12 protein-coding genes, 1 tRNA gene, 6 pseudogenes and 1 other annotated feature are annotated in these 22762 nt (G+C 63.5%); of the genes and pseudogenes, 6 read left to right on the top strand and 13 right to left on the bottom strand.

Annotated features, from left to right (window positions below; translation table 11 throughout):
- Positions 1-22 precede the first annotated feature (22 nt).
- Together MET2598_RS0120540 and MET2598_RS0120535 are read right to left on the bottom strand one after the other, a co-directional pair.
- Complete coding sequence (locus MET2598_RS0120540; protein WP_018262168.1) at positions 23-310, bottom strand: DUF6356 family protein; 288 nt, start codon at positions 308-310, stop codon at positions 23-25.
- Positions 311-423: 113 nt separating this feature from the next.
- Positions 424-747 carry a hypothetical protein gene (locus MET2598_RS0120535; protein ID WP_012331376.1) on the bottom strand — a complete coding sequence of 108 codons (324 nt, stop codon included), beginning with the start codon at positions 745-747 and terminating at the stop codon, positions 424-426.
- A 464-nt stretch (positions 748-1211) separates the two neighbouring features.
- Between MET2598_RS0120535 and MET2598_RS0120530 the strand changes: the two genes are divergently transcribed.
- From MET2598_RS0120530 to istB, 4 genes and pseudogenes are all read left to right on the top strand, one after another.
- The gene (locus MET2598_RS0120530; RefSeq protein ID WP_018262167.1) at positions 1212-2771 is read left to right on the top strand and encodes a 2-isopropylmalate synthase; all 1560 of its coding nucleotides are present in this window, start codon (positions 1212-1214) and stop codon (positions 2769-2771) included.
- A 120-nt stretch (positions 2772-2891) separates the two neighbouring features.
- Positions 2892-2967 (top strand) — tRNA-Lys (locus MET2598_RS0120525).
- A 756-nt stretch (positions 2968-3723) separates the two neighbouring features.
- Positions 3724-5259 (top strand): annotated as a pseudogene (istA, locus tag MET2598_RS37025) (IS21 family transposase).
- A gap of 11 nt (positions 5260-5270) precedes the next feature.
- Positions 5271-6012 (top strand): annotated as a pseudogene (gene istB, locus MET2598_RS37020) (IS21-like element helper ATPase IstB).
- 726 nt (positions 6013-6738) lie between these two features.
- Here istB and MET2598_RS41390 read toward each other — a convergent pair.
- From MET2598_RS41390 to MET2598_RS39565, 6 genes are all read right to left on the bottom strand, one after another.
- The gene (locus MET2598_RS41390) at positions 6739-7794 is read right to left on the bottom strand and encodes a carboxylate--amine ligase (RefSeq protein ID WP_210163408.1); all 1056 of its coding nucleotides are present in this window, start codon (positions 7792-7794) and stop codon (positions 6739-6741) included.
- A gap of 263 nt (positions 7795-8057) precedes the next feature.
- A complete protein-coding gene (locus MET2598_RS41385; protein ID WP_157182223.1) occupies positions 8058-9692 on the bottom strand; it encodes a glucosamine inositolphosphorylceramide transferase family protein in 1635 nt (544 codons plus the stop codon).
- Between the two features lie 161 nt (positions 9693-9853).
- Positions 9854-11146 (bottom strand): VpsF family polysaccharide biosynthesis protein, encoded by a 1293-nt coding sequence (locus tag MET2598_RS41380; RefSeq protein WP_157182222.1) that lies wholly within the window; start codon positions 11144-11146, stop codon positions 9854-9856.
- Positions 11143-12903 (bottom strand): GumC family protein, encoded by a 1761-nt coding sequence (locus tag MET2598_RS39575; RefSeq protein WP_157182221.1) that lies wholly within the window; start codon positions 12901-12903, stop codon positions 11143-11145. The genes MET2598_RS41380 and MET2598_RS39575 overlap by 4 nt, the downstream gene beginning before the upstream one ends.
- Positions 12900-13727, bottom strand: a complete 828-nt coding sequence (locus tag MET2598_RS39570; protein WP_157182220.1) for a glycosyltransferase family 4 protein — start codon at positions 13725-13727, stop codon at positions 12900-12902. The genes MET2598_RS39575 and MET2598_RS39570 overlap by 4 nt, the downstream gene beginning before the upstream one ends.
- Positions 13728-14035: 308 nt before the next feature.
- The gene (locus tag MET2598_RS39565) at positions 14036-16486 is read right to left on the bottom strand and encodes a polysaccharide biosynthesis/export family protein (protein WP_084673890.1); all 2451 of its coding nucleotides are present in this window, start codon (positions 16484-16486) and stop codon (positions 14036-14038) included.
- Positions 16487-16810: 324 nt separating this feature from the next.
- On the opposite strand from MET2598_RS39565, the pseudogene MET2598_RS37015 reads away from it, so the two are divergent.
- Positions 16811-17091: pseudogene (locus tag MET2598_RS37015) on the top strand (transposase); the annotation flags it as partial.
- A 38-nt stretch (positions 17092-17129) separates the two neighbouring features.
- Here MET2598_RS37015 and MET2598_RS43830 read toward each other — a convergent pair.
- The 5 genes and pseudogenes from MET2598_RS43830 to MET2598_RS43825 form a co-directional block, all read right to left on the bottom strand.
- Positions 17130-17950 (bottom strand): annotated as a pseudogene (locus tag MET2598_RS43830) (integrase core domain-containing protein); the annotation flags it as partial.
- Positions 17951-18116: 166 nt separating this feature from the next.
- Positions 18117-19034 carry a glucose-1-phosphate thymidylyltransferase RfbA gene (gene rfbA, locus MET2598_RS0120480; RefSeq protein WP_198293065.1) on the bottom strand — a complete coding sequence of 306 codons (918 nt, stop codon included), beginning with the start codon at positions 19032-19034 and terminating at the stop codon, positions 18117-18119.
- Between the two features lie 11 nt (positions 19035-19045).
- Positions 19046-19933, bottom strand: a pseudogene (locus MET2598_RS37000) (sugar nucleotide-binding protein).
- Positions 19934-20001: 68 nt separating this feature from the next.
- Positions 20002-20802: a Crp/Fnr family transcriptional regulator gene (locus MET2598_RS39550; protein WP_157182219.1), complete on the bottom strand. Its 801-nt coding sequence runs from the start codon at positions 20800-20802 to the stop codon at positions 20002-20004.
- A 143-nt stretch (positions 20803-20945) separates the two neighbouring features.
- Positions 20946-21365 (bottom strand): sugar transferase, encoded by a 420-nt coding sequence (locus MET2598_RS43825; RefSeq protein ID WP_442919011.1) that lies wholly within the window; start codon positions 21363-21365, stop codon positions 20946-20948.
- Between the two features lie 706 nt (positions 21366-22071).
- Here MET2598_RS43825 and MET2598_RS39540 point away from each other — a divergent pair.
- Positions 22072-22533: pseudogene (locus MET2598_RS39540) on the top strand (transposase); the annotation flags it as partial.
- Positions 22318-22434, top strand: a sequence feature (AL1L pseudoknot). (Overlaps the previous pseudogene by 117 nt.)
- Positions 22534-22762: the final 229 nt, after the last annotated feature.

Here is a 22762-nt window from a genome sequence, read left to right as displayed (position 1 = left end):
AAGGGCCGGCCCGACGGCCGCCTCAGATCTCGCAGATCAGGCCGGTCTCGGCGGGGCGGCGCGCGAACAGGTCGGGCCGGTGGGCGGGCCCGGACGGGCAGCGGACGCAGCGCCGGGTCATGCGCGCGTGCAGGCGGGCCACGGTGCGGCTCGCCGTGGTGGTGAAGAGGAACGGCAGCCCCGCATGCACGAAGGCCGCCAGCGCCGCGCCGAGGAGCGGCACCGCGTAGCTGAGCGAGGCGCGCATATGCTGCGCGTAGGTCTCGCCGTGGGAGGCGGGATGGGCCGTGAAGGGGTTCTGCAGGCGCATGGCGACCACTCCGGATCGGGCGGGCGGAGACTGCCGGGGGCGCCGGCCGGTCGGCCGGGCCAGCTTATCAAGAGTCGGGCCAGCAGGGTTAACGGATCGTGAAGGCCGCACCCTCACGGATAGCCGTAGCGGGCGCGGGCGGCGGCGTGGAGGCGCAGCGCCTCGGCCTCGTGGCCGGCCGCGCAGGCCTCGGCGGCCCGGCCGAGATCGGCCGAGAAGCGCTTGCCGACCGGCTCGTTGAGGTTGCCGGTGGCGACGTCGCTGTTCACGATGGTCTGGGTGCGGGCGATGGCCGGGCCGCAGCCGGAGCCGCCGGGCGGGATCGCCGGGGCGGCGACCGGTGCCGCCGCGACCGCGGGGGGCGGCACGCTCGGCTTGCAGGCGGCGAGGCCGAGGGCGGCGAGCAGGGCGGCGGCGAGGCCGGAACGAGGCAGCATGGACGCTCTCCTAGCGGATCGACTCCCGGGGGAGGATCTGCGGCCGAGCTTGTGGCAAGGGCGGTCGGGCGGGTCAATCCGGCGCGCGGCCCCCAGGCGCGTGGCCCCCAGGCACCCGGTCCATCGGGGCGGCGCGCCCCGTCAGGGCGGCGCGGCCCGTCAGGGCCGCCGGCTTGTCATCGCGGCCCGCCGCCGGTAGAGAGGGCGACGTCAGGCGTTCCGCCTTGAGGAGACCCGAGCCGTGGCGCATGCCGGCTCCCTGCCGCTGACGACCCGGACCGCCCTGCGGGCGGCGCGGTCGCGCGCGCTCCTCCTTCCCGGCCTTCTCCTTAGCCGCCCCTGAGGGCCGTCCGGGCGCGCGCCTGGGCCTTCAGGGGAGCGCGACCATCCTCGTCCCAGCTCGCGATCGCGATCCGCGCCGCCCCGAGCGCCGCGCCGGGCGATCTCCCAGAACGGATTTTCCCATGACCCAAGCTGCTTCCTCCGCCGAGCGCGTCCTGATCTTCGACACTACCCTGCGCGACGGCGAGCAATGCCCCGGCGCCACCATGACCTTCGAGGAGAAGCTCGCGGTGGCCGAGATGCTCGACGGGATGGGCGTCGACATCATCGAGGCGGGTTTCCCGATCGCCTCGAACGGCGATTTCGAGGCGGTGGCCGAGATCGCGCGGCGCACCAAGCGCGCCGTGGTGGCGGGCCTCGCCCGGGCGATCCCCGCCGACATCGCGCGGGCCGGGGAGGCGGTGCGGCCCGCCGCGCGCGGGCGCATCCACACCTTCGTGTCGACGTCGCCGATCCACCTCGCCCACCAGATGCGCAAGAGCGAGGAGGAGGTGCTGGAGATCATCCAGCGGACGGTGGCCCAGGCCCGCGACCTCGTCGAGGACGTGGAATGGTCGGCCATGGACGCGACGCGCACGCCGCTCGACTACCTGTGCCGCTGCGTCGAGACGGCGATCCGGATGGGGGCGACCACGATCAACCTGCCGGACACGGTCGGCTACGCGACGCCCGACGAGTACCGGGCGATGTTCCGCGCGGTGCGCGAGCGGGTGCCCAACGCCGACAAGGCGGTCTTCTCGGTGCATTGCCACAACGACCTGGGACTGGCGATCGCGAACTCCCTCGCGGGCGTGGAGGGCGGCGCGCGCCAGATCGAGTGCACGATCAACGGCATCGGCGAGCGGGCGGGCAACGCGGCGCTCGAAGAGGTGGTGATGGCGATCCGCACCCGCGGCGACGTGCTGCCCTACGCCACCGGCATCGACACGACGCAGATCATGCGGGCCTCGAAGCTGGTGGCGGCCGCGACGCATTTCCCGGTCCAGTACAACAAGGCGATCGTCGGCCGGAACGCCTTCGCGCATGAGAGCGGCATCCACCAGGACGGGATGCTCAAGAACCAGTCCACCTACGAGATCATGACCCCGGAATCGGTCGGGGTTCAGAAGACCTCGCTGGTAATGGGCAAGCACTCGGGCCGCGCGGCCTTCCGCTCGAAGCTGGAGGAGATGGGCTACCGCCTGTCGGACAACCAGTTCCAGGACGCGTTCGAGCGGTTCAAGGCGCTCGCCGACCGCAAGAAGAACGTCTACGACGAGGACATCGAGGCGCTGGTCGACGAGAACCTCGCGACCGCGCACGACCGCATCCGGCTGGTGTCGCTGACGGTGATCGCGGGCACGCGCGGCCCCCAGCGGGCGACGATGCGCCTCGACATCGAGGGGCGCCTCGCGACGGAGGAGGCGGACGGCAACGGACCGGTCGACGCGGTCTTCAACGCGATCCACGCCCTGGTGCCGCACGAGGCGAAGCTCGAGCTCTACGACGTCCACGCGGTGACGGAGGGCACGGACGCGCAGGCCGAGGTGTCGGTGCGCCTGCGCCAGGGCGAGCGCAGCGTGACGGCGCGCGGCGCCGACCCGGACACGCTGGTCGCCTCCGCGAAGGCCTACCTGGCGGCGCTGAACAAGCTGCTGGCGGGCGCCAACCGCCTGCATGCCCAGCATGCGGCGGCCGAATAGCCGCCGAAAAAGCGCGAGGCGGGTCGGATTCGGGACTGGACAGCCCGGATCCGACCCGCTACATCCCGCCTCGCGATCGGGACGGTTGGTGGCCGCCCGGTCTCGCTCCCTGAGAGCGACGGGTGCATAGCTCAGTTGGTAGAGCAGCTGACTCTTAATCAGCGGGTCCTAGGTTCGAGCCCTAGTGCACCCACCAATTCGATCAGACACTTAGCTGGAATGGTGCTGCATCCGGGGGCGTTCTAGGTAACGCCTTAGGTAACAAATCGCCGCGTTATGAGCTGATATACGCGCCGCCATGGAGGCCGACGCTCCGGAGACGTCTGCCCTTCCGCTCAGGCTGACCGCCTCTGGCCAAGCCACGCTGTGGCGTTCGACACGGTCAAGCAGGCAAGCACGCCCCCCGGATCATCATGCCTTAGAGCATGTCCGGCAGCCGCCAGCTTGCTTCTCGTCGTCAGTCCGACGCGTGAGTTGCCGGGCAAGGCTCTCCAACTGATCACGGGTAGTACGCCCTCCCCAGCATCGCGCCATGATAGGGCTCAATCACGAGCTGGTACTCGGAGCCGCTCTCGGCGGCCAGCTCGCGGGCCGGCGTTTTCACCTCGGCTTGAGCCAATTTGGCAACTTCGGCAAGGACGTCGGCGCGATCATGTCCTGCCTGCGCGTGGGCATAAAGGGCCTGATCGCGTCCGCCAACGTGCGATCACATGCAACTCTCGACCGGCGTTCCGGCCGTGGTTCATGGAGCAGCTAGAGGTCCGAGATGCGCCACTGCGGATTCCGATTGAAGTCGGCCACCGGTTCCGAGGCGAAGCCGGCCAGCGTTCCGATTTGATGTCGGCCAGCGTTCCGAGATGAAGCCGGCCACTCGGTAGCCGGCATCGGCCACGGCGCATCCCCGCGGGTCAGCAACCGCGGCATCCCAGTCCTCGAGCACGAGGAGAGCGGGATGCCGGCCAGGAGACAGCTGACCATGCGACAAATCAAACAGATGCTGCGGCTCGCCCACGATGGGGTGAGTTCGCGCGAGATCGGACGAACGCTGGGCGTGGCCCGCTCGACCGTGCAGGACAACCTCGCCCGGGCAACCGCCGCCGGCCTAACCTGGCCGCTTGGCCCCGGGGTCAGCGACGCGGTGCTGGAACAGCGCCTGTTCGCCCGGGCTGGGGTGAAGCAGGGCATGCGGCGACTGCCCGAGCCGAACTGGCCCTCGCTGGTCAGGGAGATGCCGCGCCCGGGGTCAACCTCACGGTGCTCTGGGAAGAGTACCGGGAGGCCCATCCGGAGGGCTACGGCTACTCCCGGTTCTGCGATCTCTATCGCGAGTTCGAGCGCCGGCTCACCCCGGTGATGCGCCAGCATCATGCCGCCGGTGACAAGGTCTTCGTCGACTACTCCGGCAAGAAGGTCGGGATCGTCGACTCCACCACCGGCATCGTACGCGAGGCCGAGATCTTCGTGGCGGTGCTCGGCGCGTCGAGCCTGACCTACGCCGAGGCGACCTGGACCCAGACGCTGCCCGACTGGATCGGCGCGCATGTCCGCCTGTTCCGCTTCCTCGGCGGTGTCCCCCGCCTCGTCGTGCCCGACAACCTCAAGAGCGGGGTGCACAAGGCCTCGTTCTACGATCCCGAACTCAACCGCTCCTACGGGATGATGGCCGAGCATTACGGCGTCGGCGTCCTGCCGGCGCGGCCTCGTAAGCCGCGCGACAAGGCCAAGGTCGAGGCCGGGGTTCGCTTCGCCCAGAGCTACATCCTGGGACGGCTGCGCCAGCAGACGTTCTTCTCGCTGGCCGAGTGCAATGCCGCCATCGCCGCGATGGTGGAGCGCATCAACGCCCACCTGATGCGCCGGCTCGGCACCACGCGCCGCGCCCTGTTCGAGGCGATCGAGCGCGCGGCGCTCCGGCCCCTGCCGGCGGAGGACTACAGCTTCGCCGAATGGCGGCTGGCCCGGGTCAACCTCGACTACCACGTCGAGGCGGGCGGCTTCCTGTACTCGGTGCCCCACGCCCTGATCCGCGAGCAGGTCGACGTGCGCCTTACGGCGCGCACCGTCGAGGTGTTCCATCGCGGTCAGCGCGTCGCCGCCCACGAACGCCGCTACACCGGCCGGCGGCACGGCACCAATCCCGACCACATGCCCAGCGCCCATCGCCGCTACGCCGAGTGGAGTCCCGAGCGCTTCCGGCGCTGGGCGCGGAGCATTGGGCCGGAGACGGAGGGGCTGGTGATCGCCATCCTCCACGACCGGCCTCATCCCGAGCAGGGCTTCCGTACCTGCTTGGGTCTCCTGCGCCTCTATCGCGGGCTCGATCCGAGCCGGGGGGAGGCCGCCTCGGCCGGCCGTGGCCGTCGGGGCGCTCACCTACACCAGCATCGCCGCAATCCTGGCCAAGGGCCTCGATCGCGCAGCCCCGCCTGCCGAGGCCGTCCCGGTGATGCTCCACCCCAACCTGCGCGGCCCGCGCTACTTCCACTGACGGAGACGACGATGCTTAGCCATCCCACCCTCGATCTCCTGCACGAGCTCGGCCTGAGAGGCATGGCCTCGGGCTTCAAGGCGCTCGACGCTAACCCGAAGGCCCGCCCCTCGGCCATGCCGAGTGGCTCGGACTGCTCCTCGACCACGAGGCCACGGCTCGGCGACAGAAGCGCTTCGAGACCCGCGCTCGCGCCGCGCGGCTGCGCGCATCCCGCCAGCATCGAGGACGTCGACTACCGCAGCCATCGCGGCCTGGACCGGGCGCTGTTCCTCAAGCTCGCCACCAGCGACTGGATCCGGACCCGGCGCAACCTCGTGATCACCGGCCCATGTGGCGGTGGCAAGAGCTGGCTGGCCTGCGCGCTGGGGCACAAGGCCTGCCGGGACGACCTCTCGGTCGTGTACTACCGGGTCCCGCGCCTGTTCACCGCGCTGGCCCTCGCCCCGCCGATGGCCGCTACGGCCGGTTGCTGCGCCAGATCGCCAAGGTGAACCTGCTGATCCTCGACGATTGGGGCCCGAGCCGCTCCTGCCCGAACAGGCTCGCGACCTCCTCGAGATCGTCGAGGACCGCTACGATGCCGGCTCGACCCTGATCACCAGCCAGGTGCCGGTGGATCGCTGGTACGAGATCATCGGCATCCCCACGCTCGCCGATGCCGTCCTCGACCGGCTGCTGCACAATGCCCACCGCATCGAACTCGCCGGCGAGAGCCTGCGCAAACGCAAGGCGACCGAGCCCGCCGCTTGACCCGCCGATCCGACCTCGTGATCTTCACCCCAGACCCGCGGGAGCGCCCCGTCGCCGGTCGGCTTCAGATCGGAACGGTGGCCGGCTTCGCCTCGGAATGACGGCCGGCTTCAACTTGGAACCCCCGGCCGGCTTCGTCGGAATACGCACGCCACTTCCGGACCTTCGACCGATGCTGGCGGAATGGCCGCTCGACACGCGAAAGCTGCCATTCGAAGTCGGCGGTTGCCCCTCCGGCCTCCTGAACCCGTTTCAGAATGCCCTCTCGAAGCGTGTGCCGAGGATAATGGCAGCGGCGAGGGCGAAGTAGGCGAGCGCAGGGATTGAGGCGGACCCGTAGTCCAGAGCGTGCGTGCGGCAGTGTGCTCCACGGTCAACGCGATGATCAACCTGCCGTTCGCTTTGAATTCCTTCGGAGAGGTGCGAGCTGACGTGCTGCAGCCGGCCGGAGGACAAAACCTAGCAGGTGCCTCCGCGCTGACAAGCTGGACCGCCAAGGCTCAGGCGAAGTGGCTCCCTTTCACTTCTCCCGACCCAACCTCAGCCGTCGGTTCGCCCGCACACATCCCGATGGCGAGACGATATTCGGCCGACTGCGGCCTCTAACCAGACCGATGCAATTCGACCGTGAACAAGCTTGACGGGCAGACTGCTTGAGCCAAGGCCGAGGCCCTTAGGTCAACAGCGCGCAAGGTTATCAAACCATCGGATCCAATCAACACAAGCTCAGCTATTTCTCGTGAGCATGCGCACGTTCCGAGCTTTTTTAAGCAAGCTGCTGCATAGATTAAATCCGTATCTCGCGAAACCAGGGAGCGGATCGTCACGACGCCAAAACCCGTCATACACCACCGCCTGATGAGGTATTTTGGCTTTTACTCCTCTAAGCGGCTCCAACCATGACGACCTCCAGACAACGCCCGAACTAACTGCTCCGCGAACGTGTGCAGCTTCCCCACGCTCATACCTATATGCGATCAGAGGAATGTTAACGCCACTTAGCGTCGCGATTTCTTCCTGCATGTCGGTACGACCGACAGTCGGCTCAACGATGAGAAATTTGCTCCTTGACCTGTCCCATTTGTACTCAACGCTACCTAACCCCACATACTTCGCGCATTCGATGAAATTTCGCGTTAATGGCTCCAAGAGCCCAGCCGCTTCTGGAGCCGCTTGGCAATACGCCGTCAACCCGAAACGGGGAGTACTGGCGAGTTTCCGCCCCGTAAACATAGCAGTCGCATCGCCAGGACTACCGCAATAAAAAAGGCAAAAGAATATCTCGTCTACCGCGCCATCGATCCATTCCTGAACTACCAAGCCCTCCGAGTCTTCCAAATATCTGCCGCATACGGACGCAGCTTCTGCTTCGCAGGCGCAGCCAATCAGGCCGGGCATTTTGCCTGCATGGACTGCGCCTTTGTTTGCAGCCTTGACGACAACCGGATAGCGGAGGCGTCCCAGTTCTCGGATCTCGGCCTCGCGTCGAATCAGTGCCGTGCCAGGGACAGGAAGCCCTCGCGACACCGCGAATTCGTGGAAGCGCGCCTTATCCTGGAGCGTGCATAGGATCTCGTGATCAGGTAACCGGAACTTGAATGCGCTGGCAAGCCTGTCGCGGCTGCGCGAGATCGGCAGAACAGACATCTCGTCCGTGTTAAAAAGCACTGGCGGCTCGCTGAAGCTTTTCCCGAGGCCAAGAAGGGTCTCGACAAAACCTTCGCCCGACATGTTGCCGCTCACAATAGGCAGTGCATGACGCGACCAAAGTGCAGGCGCCATTCGGCTGCGATCGACAACGCAGCTCTTGACCCCAGCTTCACCGAGACTGCGGACAACGCCGAGCCCATTAAGCTGACCAAGTACAACGAGAGCCGAACCGACGAACATCGTAGCACCCGAATTCTATGACGCCGCGATCGCACATCTCACGTTCCGCCGAAGCGATGCTGCGCGTCCCGCGCGCGATGACAGTCTCGTGCGGGCCGAAGTTCTTTGACGGAACTTAGCGTCGTGCACGGGATCACTGCCGCGAGTGCGCTCACTCATCTGCTACACCACCCAGCAGGCGCTTCCGCGGCGGACGACCTCATCGGCCAGCCGCACCTGCTTCCCGCAAGAACGCTTTGACACTTCGCTTCCCCAGACGAGCCCTCGCGCAGTCGACGCCCCGTCCAACGTCTGAGATACGCTCCGGCCTTGTACGATCTGGACGATCCATCGATGAACTCAAGCTTACCAGCGCGGTTAAGAGTGTGAAGCCGAGTGCCTCGCCAGGAGGGGCCAGGCTTGATCGATGCGACAACCGACTGTTCGAAGGCCGCCTCGTCGAGCCGCGTGATCTTCGCCAGAGCGAGTGCAGCTCCATATCCGAGGCGGCAATCTTGGACCGGCCGTATGAGGCTGCCCCCGCGCGACACTACGCGGCCGGCCGGTCGCGCAGCTGCCGCATCGACCAGTACAGGGTTCTTCCGATGCGCAATCCAAGGCCCCGTGATTTTCTCTGCTGACCAGAGGCATAGGGCGTCCGAATAAGAGCCGCCCTCAAAGCGTACGGTCGCCATCATCCACCATTGCCCATCCACCCGGATGAGTGTCGCATCGCTTGCCTCGACATCGTTCAGAAGCACCGCCTCGTGCTCCCAAACATCAGGAAATCTCTTCGCCCTGTAGAGCTCCACTCGCCGCGCCGACGCACTCTCTGGAACCATCCAGATCTCCCCATCGTGCTGGAAGACGAACGGGTATGAGAAATGAGCAGAGGACGACAAAACCGGAACCGGTCTGCTCACCGGACCTGAAGAGTTGAACTCCACAGCCGATATCACTCCGCGGCCGACCCGGTGGTCAAAATCCTCGACGAAAAGCACGATTCTGCCATTCACCTCAATTGGAAACGGATCCGCATAGAAGTGAAAGCCATCGTCCGGTAACTCGTTCCAGGCAGTACAGGGCATTTCCTTAAGGTCCACGATGTCCGCACCGTCCACGATCCGCCAGCCAACCCGCCAATGTGGTGCGTAGCAGAGAGTACGGTAGGCACCCTTCACGACGTCACGGGTTAGGCGCGATCGCGCGTAACGGGCCAGATCTCCCAAGCCTAGCTCGTCTGCCACTCTCGGCGGCCGGTCACCGACCGATGTCCGACAGCCCGCGATCGCCCCACAGACCAGCCGCTGAGCAACTTGCATGTATTCTTCGAATACCTGATAAATATTACCATTCGCTTCCGTGTGCGGCCGAGCCGACGCAATCACATCGCCGGCCGATCTGTCGAAAATGTAGATGACTGGTGCGCGTCCCCGCACTATGGAGCTCAGTACGCCGCTTTCAACGTCCTCGCCATCAGCCATCAGCGACCATGTCGGACAATAGCCCTCCGCAACGCCGCCACATAGATCCAGTAGAATGTCGGGCTTGGGCGAATCCGCTTCGGACGAACTCGCTTGCTCGACCATACTTGAACGTTCCGAGGCGGCTGCTTCGTAGGTCGATCTTTCGCGGCTCGGATCGAAAACACACCTGAGAGCGAAGGGAAGCGGTTTCTGCCTCCCCCCCCATGTGACCTGCGCCGTGACCATGGGAACGGCGTTTATCCTCTTGAGGAGATCGCAGTGCCAGCTTCTGTCTGAGGATTCGGGAACTCGAACGGCGACGAGCAACTTCACCTCCTCCACCACCGACGAGATCACGCAGCAATACGGCAACCACAGCGGGCTCCGACCGCGGGGCGGCGGGGAGATGCGCCTGTGATCCGGCAGGCGTCTTCCTCGTTGCACATGATCGTACCCTTTTCTGATCTGCGCCGTGAAGCGTCGCTTCGCGCTGCACGCCGGACTGGTCATCGGCGGCCGTACATAATAGGCCTCAAATTCGTTAGAACAGCGGTCATTACGGCGTATTTAGCAAGTAAGCTTCCTTTCGTGCCGATACTTTCGAAAGTCGATATTACTGCTAAGAAATAAATTAGCGGAGCCACATGGATATTGCAAGTTGACCGTGCAATCTGGACCAGAAAACACGCGACACCGACGATCATCATCATCGTAATAACCGCACCTTGGTACAAGATAAATCGGACAACAGGATTTTCAATCCCGAGTTCAAGCCCCTCGCGGCGCCGAACGTAGTCGACGGTTTGCAAATCGGGTCCCAACATGATCTGTTCAAAGGGAATATATGTGAACATGCGGAACATCTTCGCGCGTGTCATCGCACTGCCGCTGTCCTCATTAAATCTATCAAGCAAGATTCCGAATACACCTTGATGTACGAGTACGACGACCAAGAGCAGGACAAGAGGAATAACTGTCAAATGGAGTGCTGCTTCAGCCCTCGAGAAACGCCGTCCGGCAAGAACGCGCGCGCACCCTTGCAAGCCGCGCAGGAGCAGGAAGCATGAAACGATCACAGTTGCTGCACGGCCGCCGGTCAAAATGAGAGCGGCCAGCTGAAGTACGATGAACGTCGCACGCACACCGGTCCGCAAGCGCAACGGGGCTCCATACGCGAGTATCGTGATGTATGTTCCTATAACGACCGCATTGGACAAAGCGTGATTCTGTAGTCCTGCCGGCCGCAGCTCGACGGGGATCTGCCCCTCGTACCGATAGGGAAAAATGTGGTGATTTGTTACAGCCTCGTAGATAGTCAATATCGCGTTGCACGTAAGAATGCAATGCAAAAGATACTCTCCACGTCTGCGTGTTGCTTCCGACACCTCCTCCACCGTGATGGCGAGCAGTGCGGGAACGCAAAATGTATCGATCAAACCCGCAAGGCCTGGTCGCCTGCTGATCGCCGCAAAACCTAAAGCTGCAATCGTAAAAGTAAAGAGCAGAACGGAACCTCCATACTTCTCAAGCAGGCGGCGGCACGGTGACGCTGAACTCGGCTTCAGCGCCATGACAATTACGACATTAACGGCAGCCAAGTAGGACGAGGGATGAATTTTCGACATTATCGAGCCGGTGATGCCGTCGTAATTGAGTCCAAGCTCCCACAGGAGTCCTCCTGGAACGGCGAAAAGTACGCCGACCGTGAGGAGGAAGAGGGGCCCGCCTGGATCCAGCGAGGCGCGGTCGGACCGCGCGCGATGGCTCATCAGCGCCGCGGGCGAGGGTGTTGAGGTCACGGCAGCAACCTCGACTTCCGCCGAGTGCGGTTAAGTACCACACCAGCGATTCGCTTGCGTCCCAATCCAAGTGTTTCGGAGATCGAAGCAATGTCGCCGACCCGAGTTTGACCGGCTTTCGCCACAATGATGATCGAGTGTGCGATGTGGCTCATGTCACGGAGAACGCAGTCGTCGTTGGCCGCGCTTCGCTCCAAGATGATGAGATCGAATTTTCGCGTCGACGAATTCAGCAAAAATTCGATTTGGTCTCGTAGGCTAGTTCTTCGTGCGGAGTCGCCTTGTAGCACGAGTGGGTGATGCGCCGCCTGACGATGCGCCGCCTCTCCGTTCTGACTCGTGGCCTTGATCCCGGCACTCGACGGCAAGAGCGCCGCTCGCACGATGAAGGGCGAGTCGACGAACCAGATGTGCTCCCCCGCCACCGACGTCGCCGCCGTGGCGAACGGCGAGTCAACGAGCAGGACGCTATCTCCGAGTTTATCAGCAATCATCGCCAGGTTTATAGCTATTGTACTTTTACCCTCCCCCAGTTCGGACGAAGTAAGAAGTATAATTCTGGTGCCTTTTCTCTCTGAATGCTCGCGTACAGAGTCCAAGATACGCAGGAACGCACCCTGATTGCAACGCGCGATGTCGGGTGAATTTGGCCGAGCTTCTGGTATGTCGGCGAGGACCGGAAACTCCGTTTCCGACTCGGTTTGTTCCTTCGTAAAGAGGCGAGTGTCCAAATGATCGCGCAGCAACGCGACGCCCGCGGCCACGCTCATGCCACCAAAGAGACCAGCAACGAGCAACACTCCCGTCGGCGGCCAGCTGCGGCGCGCTGGCGGGATTGCGGGGGAAATAAAGCGTGCGTCAGCAACGTAGAAATTCGCTTGTTCGAACGCCTTCCTCGAACGTGCCAGTTGCGAGACATACAGGGCGCGACTCGTCTCTGCTTCCCGCTCGAGTTCCCTCAGCCCGACAAGGGCCTCATTTCCGCCGAGCGTGGCCGGGCCGCCGGAGGGAACGACCGTACTGTGCTGAAACTTGTAAGTCTCAATCGCCTGTTCGGCTCGTTGCAATTCCCCTCGCAACTCCGGTAGACGCGCCTCATACGACGCCGCAAGACGGCGATTCGCGGCCACTTTCGCCTCAACCTGGTCGGCGATAAAGGCGCGCGCGGTGGCGTTCGCGAGCCGCGCAGATTTTTGCCGATCATGCGATTCAAAGCTGATCTCGAGAACGAAAGTTTTATCAAGCCTTCGTGCTGAGATCGCGTTGCGAACATTTTGGTGTACGCGCGCTTCTGGATCTTCTTCCTCGTACGCCGCTGTGCCGATCATGCCCAAAGCGGAATGCAATATTTGCAATACAAGTCCCCGCGAAGCAAATTCCGGATCGCTGGTTAGATGCTCGCTTGCGATAAGACGCCTTACAATTTCGTGGGACGCCACTGTCTGAACTTGGCTCTCGACGATCGCGCTTACAGTTTCTGACGGTAGCTGCTCCCTGGGAACATCGTCGGCGATTCTCTGCTGCTGGTCGAGAAGGATCTGCGCTGTTGCGGTAAACGTAGGACGTGCGATGAACAGGTAGGCTATCACGGAAAATAGAACGATCGAGGTAACAACCAGGAAAATAGCCCGACGGCGTTTCAACACGCTCAGTATTTCGCGGAGATTAACTCCGCGATCTCGCAATATCGGCAGCTGCGTGGTCAGGCGGCTGGCTTGTAGCGACATCCGCGTGCTCCGGGTTTGATCGACCGTCACGGGCACCGCTCGCGTAAGATTTTACGCAGCTGCGAATCGATGAGGGGAGCTGCGAAATGGGTGTCGAAACGCCGTCGCGCGGCCCGGCCGAACTGCCGCAGCTGGTCGGGCGACGCTGCCGCGACCTGGATAACCTCAGCCAAGGCGGCTGGGTCGTTCGGCGTGAATAGCCAACCCGTCTTTTCATGCTCGACGATCTCGGTGAGGCCGCCATGGTTGGCCGCGATGACCGCTCGTCCGTGTGCCATTGCCTCGGTTGCGACGCGTCCGAAGCCTTCGCGGACCCGAGATGGAACGATCACGAGGTCGCACCACTCGTATAGCTTCGCCGGATCTGCGGTGAAAGGCTCGAACGAGAAAACATCTGGAGGCACAATCTTCCTCGCACGTGCGATGAGAAGCTGTTCCAACTGTCGTCGTCTCCCGAAAGAGCTGCCGACGATTTTCACTTCGATCTTTGCTATGACGGAGGCAGGCAGCCGCTCACATGCATCAAGAAGGAGATCCTGCGCCTTCCCGCGACTAATTCGCCCGATCATCAAGATGCGCAATCGCCGCGAGCCGTCGTAGCGGCAAGGATCGGCGACGTCCGGCGCGTCGACGCCATTGTAGAGGACGTACGACGGTGCTTTTCGTGACGGACGATAGGCGGAGCGCGTCGCTTCCGAATTGAAAATCGTTGCAGCCCTGAGGCTGCGCACGAGGGCACCGAATCCAACGCCCGCCAATCCCCCCGGAGCTTCGTGAATGTGCAGGAGCGCTTTGCTGCGAAAAAAAGCCGCCGCCAGCAAATAATCTAACACGGTCACCGTGTTGATGTACACGAGGTCGGCGCTCCGAAAGGCCGTAACCGCCCGTGCGACGGCCACTGGAAGTGAAATTGGGCCGTGCAGCAAAGACTTCCAAAGTCCATGCTTGCGAAGTACCCAGATTTTTCCGAACGTCACGTGATCAACGAGGCTTGATAGCGGCGCAGTGATGGGACCCGGGCGCGGTATGACGGCGGCGACGTGGGCATGTGGAAATGACGCCCGTATCACGCGCACGGAATCTAGAAAGCAACGATCGGATCCATACAACTCGAAACCCTGATGAACACAGAGGATGCGCATGACATGACGCTCCGATTTGCTCACCGGCGGTTAGTTGCGGTCGACGTGATCACCGGACTAGGTTCCGCAGTCGCCGCCATACCAAGAAGGCGACCGGGTCGCACATTCACGGACACCACGTCGTCCGGCTCGATCTTCGAGTCGCTCGATGCCGTGAGGCGTTCGGAGCCTGCGGCATTCTGCCGGTAGACAGTGACTTCGAGGTCGTTACCGGCGCTTGTGTAAAGAGCTGCTCTAATTCCTCCGATAACGGCGAATTTCTCGGCAAGAGCTTTGGTCTGAGCCTCAAGCTTCTGTAGAGCAATATCTGTCTCTTGTGCTTCTGCCAGCCGAGCGCCTCGGCGGACCTCAACGACGCGCGCCAGCTGGCGTCGATGCTCGGAGAGCGCCCGCGCTGCCGCCCACACCTGGGCTTGCGTGGCGTGGTAGCGACTTTTTGCGCTGGCCAAGTCGCGGCGGACCTCAGCGAGTCGTGTTTCCGGGGAGGTACCCCGGGTGACGTACGACCGTGTGGAGGCGACTGCCGCCTCTTCGTCTCGCGTCGCTTGGCTTTCGACGGACAATTCCGCGTTCAGCGAATTCAGGTTCTCCTGCGACTCATTTATGACGTTTGTGAGCGCCGCAATCTCCGCTTCTTGGGCGATTTTGTTGTGTCGCAGCTGCGCAAGTTCCAGCGCCGCCAACTGCCTGATTTGCGAAGGCGGAATACCGGGGTTTGCAAGATCATCAATTCGCAGTTCTTGTGTGCCCTCCAGTTCGGCGTTGATGCGGTTCTTTCGAAGAAGTAGACGTGCGCGTTCAATGGCGATCGATTCATATTCACTGCGGAGGTCGGCGGCCCTCACGAAAGGGTTCTCGCCGATGCGAAACCGCACCATGTCGAGTCCTCCCGCCGAGGCTATTGCCTGACGGACCGTCATGCGTGGCTGGTACGGATAGGAGCCGGGTTTCGCAACGTCGCCGTCGATGTAAAACGGACGATACTCCGTGACTTCCACCTGAACGTCGGCATCTTGAAAAATTCGCTTCGCGCGGTATTCTTCTCGGAGGCGAGCCTGGGCCGCTTGGACGGATATGCCTGCAAGCGGAACCGTGCCGATCTGCGGCATCGCGATCGCCCCGTCGGCGTTGACCGTTGTACGCCAGGCGGTCGTCAGTGATACTGTTATTTGCAGCTTATCGCCCGGCCCAAGCAGATAGTCAGCTCGGGCGTTCGGGCAGAAGGGGCTCGTGGCCAGGGCGAGCACCGCGAGGGCTGCACGCATTACGTGCTGCCACGTGTCCAGGCAGAGATCTTCGTATTTGGCGAGCACATCGTCCCAGAGGAACGTAGCGCGATGTCGCCGCTTCGCGGCCCGACGGGCGTTCTTGAGTGCGGTCTGGTCGTCGAACGCCCGTTCGATCTGGGCGTCGCACTGGTCCTCGTCAGAAAAGTAGAACTGCTCAGGTCCGGCGGTCCAAGTGTTAAAGATGTTGCGCTTGGCGATGATCGCACTCCCGGCACCCAAAGCCTCAACGAGCGATGGGTTCGTTCCGCCGACGGTGTGCCCGTGGAGGTAAGCCAGCGCATGCCGCCGGAGAGCTGAAACCGTGGGCTTATCGTATACGGCGCCGGGGAAATGCACTTGCGGCGACGCTTCCGCGCAAATGAGCTGATGATATGGAGAGCGGCTTGGATCAATATTGCCGATGCAGACCAGTGGCACTCGGCGAGGGCGCCGGGAAAACGCGCGGACAATCTCGAGAATCGAATTTTCGGGCTCAATTCTTGCGATCAGGAGCAGGTATTTGTCTGGTTGGAGATTGTAAGGAGAGAGGAGCTCAGGAGGAGCATTGACGATTTCGTCGGCTCCGTACGGTATCATTGTTATTTTGTTTGCATCTGCTCGTGCTAGAAGATGGTCTTTGATTTGTGGATGATCAGCAATCAATCGGGATCCAAGTTGGCAGGCAACCCTCTCGTTTATAATGAACCATAATTTCGCTAAATTTGACCATTTTTCGCGTTTCCACTCAATTCCATCCATGTTGACCAAGACCGGACGACGTTGAGCGCGCAGCATTGGGAGAAAGCAGGCGGTATTATACCCTAAAACCAATGGTATTCCTGGAAGGCGGCGCGCTTCAATCATGGAGCGCCAGTCAAAATAAATCGTACCTGCTGGGCCAGTTCGTTCGACTGATATGATCAAGCGTCGCACGCCGCGCCAAATGTCGTGAGCGATCTGACCATGCAGACCGGAGCTCGGAGCAACGTCTTGCTGGCAGAATACCGTAACGTCCCAGCCGCGCGCCGCCATATAGAGTGCGAGACGTTCGGCGAAAGTCTCGAACCCGCCATGCGCCGCCGGGATGCCGCGCGTGCCAAGTATGAGTAAAGCCGGCCGGTTCCGGCCATGGGCAGCGGTTTGTATCGAGGCAGCTGGCTCTTTATGTTGAACGGGTAAAAGGTTGAAAAAGCTGACTGGCATCTTGTAGCCCTCTGGGCCAGTGCAGGGCGAGAGTGCGCTTTTTCCGTCCCGCTGACTCGGGCGGAGGCACTCAGATCGGATATACTAATCACTGGGTCTGGCAGAGAGCAAGCGAAATTGTAAGACTATGTTCCGACAACCGCATCGCTCCTGATTATCCTGAACCGGAGTGAGTTTTATGTTCGCGAGATTACCAATTTTCGGTGCGAATGATTACGTAGGTGCGTGGTGCACGGGGAGATACAGTCGAGCCTCGGTATGGTCAGCCCGTGTCAGAGTGGTCCGCCCTGAAGTGTGGCTTTGAGCCGACGGAGGACGGACGCAATGGGAGCGAAGAAGCGCAAGCCGGAAGAGGGATGGCCAATCTGCGGCAGGTCGACGTGCTGGTCTCGCGGGGGCAGAGCGTGGCGGACGCGAGCCGCGCCATCGGCGTGACCGGGGTCACCTCCTATCGTTGGGGCCGCGGGTACGGTGGGCTCAAGTCCGACCAGGTGCGCCGGATGAAGGAGCTGGAGACCGAGAACCAGCGGCTGCGCAAGGCGATCGCGGACCTCACACTCGGCAAGCTGATCCTGCAGGAGGCCGCCCGGGGAAACTTCTTGTCTATTCGGGGGTTTGGGATTGCCCGGTTTTGTGTGGACGGTCACTGGGCATGGCTGACCAGGGTCCCGGTTGCAGGCTCGGGACGATGCTGTTGGTCGCAGATGCTGGGTGAGCGGTCGCCCAGGGCGGAGTGGCGCCGCACCGGGTTGGCGAAGCCCTCCAGGTCGCTGAAAGGGGCCATGCGGGCCTCTGGCCGGGAGCGGGAGCGCCGGCGGGCGAGCAGTTCGCATTCCAAGCTCGAGAAGACGCTTTCGGCCATGGCGTTGTCGTGAGCATCTCCGACCGAGCCCATCGAGGGCCGCACGCCCGCCTCGCGGCAGCGGCCGCCGATGGCCAGCGAAGTCGAGGGCGAGCCCTGATCCGAGCGGTGGATCACGTCTCGCGGCTTTCTCTGGCTGGCGGCCATCGCAAGCGCGTCCAGCACCAACTCATCCGACATCCGGTTGATGGCTTCGCCATCTCCGATTTCGGCCATGCGGATGTCGGCTTCGCTCAGGCGCCGCGCGGGCTCGCGATCCGGGATCCGCTTGGGTCAAGCGGATCCCGGATCAGTGCGAAGATGATCGGCCGTCGCGGCGGGCCGCGATGGGAGCCCCACCAGCCGGCGGTCCGGCGGCTGAACGCGTCGAGCACAATGGCCAGGTACAGGAACCCTGCGCTGGTCGGGACGGAGGTGATGTCCGCGACCCACGGCCGGTCGGGTTCGTCGGCCGCGAAGCTGCGCTCGACCAAGTCCGGAGCCGGCCGGGCCTCCTGATCGCGCCGCGTCGTGATCGGCCCGCTGCGGCGATGACACGCCCCGACGAGACCGGCCCCGCGCATCGGCCGGGCGATCCGCTTGCGACGGTGGGCGTCGCCCTGGTCGCGCCGCTCCGCCTGGACGCGCGGCGAGCCGTAGGTCTGGCGCGAGCCCAGGGCGCAACCGGGGCGGCAGCAGAAGCGGGGCGATCTCGCGCCAGAGATCATCGGGTTGAAGCGGTCGAGCCATACACACCAACATCCGCCCAGGCGGTTCATGCCCGTTCTGTTAGGCGCTCAAACGCTCCAACCGGCCCACCGCGTGGGGGCTGATCAGGTCGCTGCCGCGAGCGAGCCAGATGAGATACTGACCGTAGCTGGTTTTCGCGGACAACTCGCCGCGCGCCGCCACCTGCTCGCGGGAGATCCAGCCCTGCAGGTAGGCGATCTCCTCCAGGCAGGCCACCTGCATCCCCTGCCGGCTCTGGATCACCCGCACGAACTCCCCCGCCTCCAGCAGGCTGTCATGCGTTCCCGTGTCCAGCCACGCGTAGCCGCGCGACATGCATTCCACCTCGAGCTGCCCGCGCTCCAGGTAGGCCTGGTTCACGTCCGTGATCTCCAGCTCGCCCCGCGGCGAGGGTTTCACGGCCGCCGCGATGTCGAGCACTTGGTTGTCGTAGAAGTACAGGCCGGTCACCGCCCAGGTCGATTCCGGCAGTTTCGGCTTCTCGACCAGCTTGGTCGGGCGGCCCGAGCCGTCGAGGTTCACCACCCCGTAGGCCTCCGGGTGGTCGACGTGGTAGGCGAACACCGTCGCCCCCCGCGCCCGCGCCCGCGCCCGCTGCAGCAGGGCCCGCAGGCCCGCCCCGAAGAACAGGTTGTCGCCCAGGATCAGCGAGACCGGGTCCGCGCCGACGAAGTCCCGCCCGATCAGGAAGGCCTGCGCCAGCCCCTCCGGCCGCGGCTGCAGCGCGTACGAGAAGGTCACCCCGAACTGCTCGCCCGTCCCGAACAGCCGCTTGTAATTGTCCAGGTGCTCGGGGCTCGAGATGATCAGGATCTCGCGGATCCCGGCCAGCATCAGCACCGAGACCGGATAGTAGATCATCGGCTTGTCGTAGACCGGCAGCAGCTGCTTGTTGATCGCGAGCGTCGCCGGGTGGAGTCGGGTGCCGGAGCCGCCGGCGAGCACGATGCCCTTCATCATGGCCTCCTTCAGGCCGGCGTCACCGGGCCGATCAGCCGGTCCAGGATGTCGGCGAGCGCCGCCTCCCAGGGCCGCGGCACGATCCCGAAATCCCGGCTCAGCGTCGCGGTCGAGAGTTCGCTATTGGCCGGGCGCCGCGCCGGCGTCGGGTAGGACGAGGTCGCGATCGGCTCGACCGGGACCGCCCGCGCCCCGCGCGCCCGGGCGCCCGCCATGATCGCCCGCGCGAAGCCGCACCAGGTCGTCGCGCCGGCATTCACGCAATGGTAGGTGCCGCCCGGGGCCGCGGGATCCTCGGCGAGCCGCAGGGCGATCGCGGCGAGCGCCGCCGCGAGGTCGTCGGCGGAGGTCGGGCAGCCGCGCTGGTCGGCCGTCACGTCGGGCCCGGAGCGCTCGCCGACCGGCCGTCGCACCGCCTCGGCGGAAGGGCCCTGGTGCGGATTGGCCGCCCGTGTCGGGCGCACTTCCGCGCGGCGCCGGCGGGCCGTGCGCACCGCCGTCTCGCTCGTCTCGCCGCTGGCCCCGCAGCCGCTTGTCAGGTCCGCCCGCGCGGCGGCCGCCAGGCGCCCGGTCCGGCGACCATCGCACACGCAGTCGGTCGAGAACTGGACCAGCGATCCCCACCCGCGCGGTCGCGACGTCGGGGAGGACGGGCGGCAGGGCGTCGAGCTGCCAGGCTCCCCAGCCTCGCGGCTGGCCCGGTCCACCGCCGCACGCGCCGCCGCGGCGATCGCCGGCACACGAGGACGCTCCACGGCGGCGCTCGTTGCGGAGCCTTCCCCAGTCATGTCGACGACCTCGCGCGATCACGCACGCGGCGCGACGTCCCGTGGCCGGGTGACGTCCTGAAGCGCACGGCCGACTTGGCCGCCACCGAGGATCGGGACCGGCCGCATGCCCGCCTCACGCTGCGGTCAGCCCGGGGCGCCCGCCCGCGTAGCGGTCCACGCGGATCGGTCACCCGTTAGTCTCTCTGATTGACCGGTTCTGCCGAGTTCGAGAGTCCAAACTTGCGAGCTGGATCGATAACGCGACAGTCCCGCTCTCGCCGGGCCCGCCTGATGCTCTCTGCAGACCGCAATATCTGTTCGAAGCGCTGCTGAAGCGTGTGATAACACTCACAGGCTGAATTCTCCAATCCATGCGCATCAACGACGGCGATAGCTCCGCGGCGCTGCTGAATGAGGCCCGCGTTCTGCAGGCGACGCGCTATTACGCTCACAGTAGGCCGCTGTACACCAATCGCTGAAGCTAAGATATCGTGCGTTATATCTAGTTCTTTGCAGTGAAGCCGCTCGTGCAAGGTGAGGATCCAGCGGCAGCAGCGAGCCTCAACATGATGTGCAGCATTGCAAGCGGCGGTCTGCATGACCTGATTTAGAATCCATTGCAGATACAAGTTCATAGTCGCTCGCAGGTGAGGACGTTGTGCGAGCACTGTTTCGAGATGGTCGAGGCGAATGCGTGAGGCCCGCCCGGACATTTGCACCAGGTAGCGACCGAAGGCCTTCCGATGTCCGAGAAGAGCGAGTGCGCCCGCAACGCCTTCGGGGCCAAAGTTCGCCATTTCTGGCGTTCCATCTTCGAGGAGAGCGACCACTGAGATGGCACAGGTTTTTGGAAAGTAAACGAACTCGATCTCGTGGCCAGCCTCGCAGAGAATCTGCCCCTGTCTGACGTCGAGATCCTTCATTTTGGGCAATAATGCCTCAAAATCCTCCTCACCGAGGGCAGATAGGAAAACATTGCGTTCAGGTGCTGTCATGACGCACATCCTCTAAAACCCAGGAGTTCACATGTCCCCCGTACTTCCACGGTGCTGATGCCGCCGCGGCGATTTCGCCAGAGATGAAACAGCTGCGACTGCCATTTAGGGAATAATTTTGGCTATAGATAATTCTTACAGAATCAGCAACGAGAATAGTATTGGGAACAGCTGGTTAGTTGCAGTGCGCGAACGAACATCTTTGGAATGTTCGTGAATGCGAAGCTCGAATGCGCTGCAGATACGGAACATGCAGCGGCGCGCGGACCGGCCAACGTTACGGGCCCGGTTTTCTGCACGGGCAATGTTCGATGTTTCCAGACTTGGAACGGTTGGCCATTCAGCCCTGTGCGGGTCCGGCGGAACAGGACAGGCCCCTGGTGGTCCAGGATGATCCCTTGAGCGATCACGCCCAGCGCAGGCGCGAGGCAGAGTGCCACGGCCGTGACCACCCGAGCAAACGCCGTATCGTCGCTCGGGGGCGGCAGGATAAGCTCAAACTCACGATTACCAGCAAGCGCCCGTGTTGGGCACGCGCTTAAAAGCAGCAAGCACCTAGTCATCGGCATAATCGTCCTCCCTCGGGGTTCGAATTCCGAGATTTTCACTTGTTGACTCAATATTAGACATTTAAAGTCATATCCCGAAGCCGTAACGCGCAAGAATCCGCAAGCTGGTTCGTATTCAACTCGGCGCCACAACAACCGATCGCCGGGATCGCTGGAACTTAAGATTGCATCGCAGGCTTTAGCAATCTTAGATTGCAACAACCGCCACGTCCAACCGAGCATGTACCCCATAGAGGTGAGATCACGCGCTTACGCATATACCTAAACTGGATGAGCGAACCGATATTGTCAATTATCAGTTTTTCCCTCTACAGTGAGCCAACCGGCTGCTTTTTTGGACCGCCCAGCTTGAATAGCTAAGGCGTTCGAGGGAACCTGCGTTGATAATAGCCGCGAGCCTCTGACAGCCGAGGGCAACTGGATTTTTCGATGTGTCACATTCCAGTGCTGCCGTCAGACGCCACCGGTAACAGGCCGATGAGAGGAGGAGTGCGAACTGGCTGTCCGTCTCGCGCCTCGACACCCACTCTGCGGCGGCCTGACGCACCGCATGGGTGGACTTGCTTCGGGAGAGTGGAGCGCGCGTTCCGCGAGGGATGAACCGCCCCGAATTTCGCGGAGGCTCCAACTCTTGAGAGGATGGAGCCGTGACGAAGCACACCCCACCTTTCTCCCTCGGGTCCGCGAGCGGGCGGTCCGGATGGTCCGCGAGCACCAAGGGGAGCACAGCTCGCAATGGGCCGCGATCCAGTCGATCGCCGCCAGGATCGGCTGCTCAGGCAAGATCGGCTTCTCGGGCGAGACCCTCAGGAACTGGGTGCGCCAGGCCGAGCGCGACCAGGGCCTGCGGGCCGGCCCGACCACGGACGAGTGCGAGCGCATCGAAGCGCTGGAGCGCGAGAACCCGCGAACTTCGGCAGGCCAACGAGATCCTCAGGAAGGCTTCGGCCGAGTTTGCGATGGCGGAGCTCGACCGCCGGTCGCGGACACGATCGCCTTCATCGACGACCATCGAGAGGCCTACGGGGTCGAGCCGATCTGCAGGGTGCTGCCGATCGCCCCGTCGACCGACTACGCTCATGCAACACGCCGCGCTGATCCTGGCAGAATGCCGGCCCGGGCGCGGAGTGACGCGACGCCGATGCGCGAGATCCGGCGCGTGCGCGAGGCGGGTGTCGCGCACTGCGCAGGCCAGCTTCGTGCTGGACGCGCTGGAGCAGGCGCTGCACGAGCGCCGCCCTGCTCACGGGGCGGGCTCGTGCATCACTCGGATCGCGGGTGGCAAGGTGGATTCAAGTGGTCGTCGCAACGGCTTGGCGGAGGGCGGTTGTGATGGCAGGTCGGCGGCGTTCGGATCGGGCACTTCGCGAGAAGCTGCGGTCACCGGGTCG

Origin of the sequence: Methylobacterium sp. WSM2598, assembly GCF_000379105.1 — a bacterium.
GTDB lineage: Bacteria > Pseudomonadota > Alphaproteobacteria > Rhizobiales > Beijerinckiaceae > Methylobacterium.
The sequence above is the reverse complement of the archived record's forward strand: the minus strand, read 5'-3'. Positions and strand labels throughout refer to the sequence as shown.

Coding starts and splice junctions, on each gene's coding strand:
- MET2598_RS0120540 (WP_018262168.1), bottom strand. CDS start 310: ATGCGCCTGCAGAACCCCTTCACGGCCCATCCCGCCTCCCACGGCGAG.
- MET2598_RS0120535 (WP_012331376.1), bottom strand. CDS start 747: ATGCTGCCTCGTTCCGGCCTCGCCGCCGCCCTGCTCGCCGCCCTCGGC.
- MET2598_RS0120530 (WP_018262167.1), top strand. CDS start 1,212: ATGACCCAAGCTGCTTCCTCCGCCGAGCGCGTCCTGATCTTCGACACT.
- MET2598_RS41390 (WP_210163408.1), bottom strand. CDS start 7,794: ATGGCGCCTGCACTTTGGTCGCGTCATGCACTGCCTATTGTGAGCGGC.
- MET2598_RS39565 (WP_084673890.1), bottom strand. CDS start 16,486: ATGCCAGTCAGCTTTTTCAACCTTTTACCCGTTCAACATAAAGAGCCA.
- rfbA (WP_198293065.1), bottom strand. CDS start 19,034: ATGAAGGGCATCGTGCTCGCCGGCGGCTCCGGCACCCGACTCCACCCG.
- MET2598_RS39550 (WP_157182219.1), bottom strand. CDS start 20,802: ATGACAGCACCTGAACGCAATGTTTTCCTATCTGCCCTCGGTGAGGAG.
- MET2598_RS43825 (WP_442919011.1), bottom strand. CDS start 21,365: ATGACTAGGTGCTTGCTGCTTTTAAGCGCGTGCCCAACACGGGCGCTT.